This window comes from Hyalangium sp. (assembly GCF_035629615.1).
Lineage (GTDB): Bacteria > Myxococcota > Myxococcia > Myxococcales > Myxococcaceae > Hyalangium.
The window spans coordinates 1-2,693 of record NZ_DASPHO010000083.1 but is presented as its reverse complement, the minus strand read 5'-3'; the positions used below and the strand labels follow the sequence as shown (position 1 = coordinate 2,693).

Here is a 2,693-nt window from a genome sequence, read left to right as displayed (position 1 = left end):
CAGGTGCTTGACTCGGGACGAGCGCGCCGCGTCGTCACAAGAGTTCGCGGGCCTGAGCCAGAGTGTAATCCTGCTGGGCGGGGGCGACCGGACCTGTCTTCCTCACGAGCCACGCGGAAGCACCCTGCGGCAGGTAGAAATCCTGCTCGAAGGGCGACAGCCCCAGGTGGCGCAGGTAGTCCTTGAGCATGTCGAAGGTGAAGCGGTCCCGCACCCGGCGCGCCTGGTACTGCTCCAACTTCTCGAAGGGGAAGGGTTCGCCGGATTGGCCAAAGACCCAGCGGCCGCCATCGTTCGCTGCATAAATAGTGCGGAGGTAGTTGAGCCAGTGCGTCTGGTGCGGGCCGTACACCTCCAGCATCACGGCACCATAGCGGCCTTGGTCCTTCCGCAGAGAGTGAGGCACCGCGACAACACGCAGGCCCCGGCAGCCCAGAGTCCGGGCCATGTAGCCCATGGCGCTCGCGGCATCCGTCCCAGTCCACCCGTTGTCGATGTACGCCGTCCACGCACTGCGTGTCGGCATGAAGAGGTGCCGCCGCCTCTCCGCATTGTTCAGCGGCAGCAGGGTGGAGAGGGCCTGCTCCAGAGTGCCCGCGAACGGGTGCACTTCCACGGCGATGCCACGGGGGGCCATCAGCTCTCCCTGCCATGACGCGAAGGAGCGGGCGGCGTGCTCCGCAGAGGTCTCCAGAAACCCCAGCTCCGAAGTGACGGGCGCCCAGCGATCGTCCAGGAGCAGTCCCTTCATGTTCTCGGTCATCAGGCGAGCCTCGTCCGTCAGGGGATGATCAGAAGGATGCTCTCCGCGTCCGGATCGTTGGAGGTGAGGCGCGACTGGTGGCCGGGGCCACGGCCCGACGCAGGTGTGTCGTACTCCACGTAGTAGCGGCGGCCGTTATAGTCGAACTGCAGGTCGGGTCGATTGATTCCTACGCGCGGGCGGCCGCCCAACTTGAGCTGCTGCTGGTTCACTCGGATGTTCGTGGCACCTATCCTCTCCAGGTATTGGACGTCCACTTGGACCTGCACGTTCTGAGTGGAACTGGAGCCAATAGGCCGGTCCGGTGGCAGTTGCCTGGGCGCCTTCGGGCTGACGGCGGCGTCCTGAGGCAAGCGCGGGCCAGGGTGCACCGGCGGCGTCGGGTTTTTGCCAGCGAGCGCTTGGACCAGTCCCGGTGATGGAGCGAGTGAACCCGGCGTCGGAGCGGGCGGTGCTGGCGCTGGAGCGGGTTGTGGAGTGGGTGCAGCGGCTCGCGGCACCGGCTGTTGCGGCGCCAGAACTCCGCCCCCGCGCCCCTTCTGCTGGGTGAGAGGACGCAGAGCTGGCTCCGAGTCCGCCCGCACCACGCGCGAGAAGATTCCCTGCAGGACCTTGGTCCCCCATACCTCCCGTGCATGCCTCCGGAGGCACTGGCTTCCAGGTCCGCCAGAGCCGTATCCCGGTCCGGGTAGATGAATGCATTCAGTGGCTGAGCGCTCGTGAGCCTCAGATCGACGTGAGACTCCGGGACGAATACGGGCAGAGGCAACCCCTCGCAGGAGAGGAGATACCCGCCCGCGGTGATGCCAAAGCCCACGGCCGTCACACGCAGATCGACGAAATCCCGATGTGCTCGTGGGTCAGCGGGGCCCTGGGAGCTCCGGGGTAACTGGACGCCGCGCTGACGGAGTTCCTCCGCTTGCTGCGTGGTGGGGGCCTCGAAGTCGACCTCGACGGGCTGCTGCCCGGCGCTCGCAGTAGCAGTGAAGTCCTGAGCAGTGACAGGGCCATGCTGCCCATACCACTGAGGCCTCCCCAAGGAGGGCTGCGCCGCGCAGGCCGTGAGCAACAACAGGAGCGCAAGCCCACTCATCCCAGGAATCCCTCGCACCCTGGGATGACAACATGTCACGAGGACCATCAGGACCGTCCTGTTCGAGGAGCGTGCCCAACGATGCAGGAGCGGCGCGGAATGCTGAAGGATGTGAGAGGTAGATGGCGGCGGTCCCGCCTACCGAAGCGGGACATCCCGTGGGCTCGACTGCCCTGGCTGCTGTCGCATGAGGGGCGGCGAGAGGGGCTTCATCAAGAAGCTGCCGTACGACTTCGTGGCCTCCTTCCGCTCCACCGGACTGCCCGCAGCCTTTGCGCGCCTCACGCAGGCCTTCGGAGCCTGAGCGCCGTAGGAACTGATCTTCATGTTGCCTGTCTTGCACGCGCCCAGTGGTCCGAGACCGGGCTGAGTGGGCAGGATGCGCGCTTGCCTTTCGCTCCCGCGAACGCGAGTGACACGAAGATGATCCGTCCGCGGCTGTAGGGTGCAGGTGTGCCCTACTGCGGCCCAGCCGGCCTGCTCAGGTCGAACTCCACGCGGAAGAAGCGGCTCGGCCTCCGAAGCTCGTAAGCGAACAGCTGCTCCGGCTGCAGCTCCAACGCCCAGACATTGTCGACCGAGGCGGGGATTCCTTCCTTCTGGAAGAGCGCCTTGGAGAAGTCGTCGGCTGGGAACTCCTGCCGGCTCTCGGTGCCGGCCGCTCGCGTGTCACCACCATATTGTGAGCGCGTGTCCTCACTGCCGTCCTCGTGCCGGTGGTCATGCTTCAGCCGAAGGCCGGTAGCGGTGCGGGTCACCACCCAGGTACGGGAGCGGTCCTCACCTACCGCGAAAGGGATGCGGATCTCGCTCGCCGAACAGTCGCGCACATGCATG

The 2,693-nt window shown here is 66.2% G+C and carries 3 protein-coding genes; all 3 read right to left on the bottom strand.

The annotated features are described in order from the left end of the window. Positions 1 to 34: 34 nt before the first annotated feature. A complete protein-coding gene (locus VD972_RS03630; protein ID WP_324980778.1) occupies positions 35 to 763 on the bottom strand; it encodes a hypothetical protein in 729 nt (242 codons plus the stop codon). A gap of 17 nt (positions 764 to 780) precedes the next feature. Further along, positions 781 to 1,020 (bottom strand): hypothetical protein, encoded by a 240-nt coding sequence (locus tag VD972_RS03625; RefSeq protein WP_324980775.1) that lies wholly within the window; start codon positions 1,018 to 1,020, stop codon positions 781 to 783. 1,294 nt (positions 1,021 to 2,314) lie between these two features. Next, on the bottom strand, positions 2,315 to 2,693 hold a 379-nt coding region (locus VD972_RS03620; protein ID WP_324980773.1), incomplete at its 5' end, for a hypothetical protein.

Excerpts from the sequence above, each read along its gene's own strand:
- VD972_RS03630 (WP_324980778.1), bottom strand. The coding sequence starts at position 763 with ATGACCGAGAACATGAAGGGACTGCTCCTGGACGATCGCTGGGCGCCC.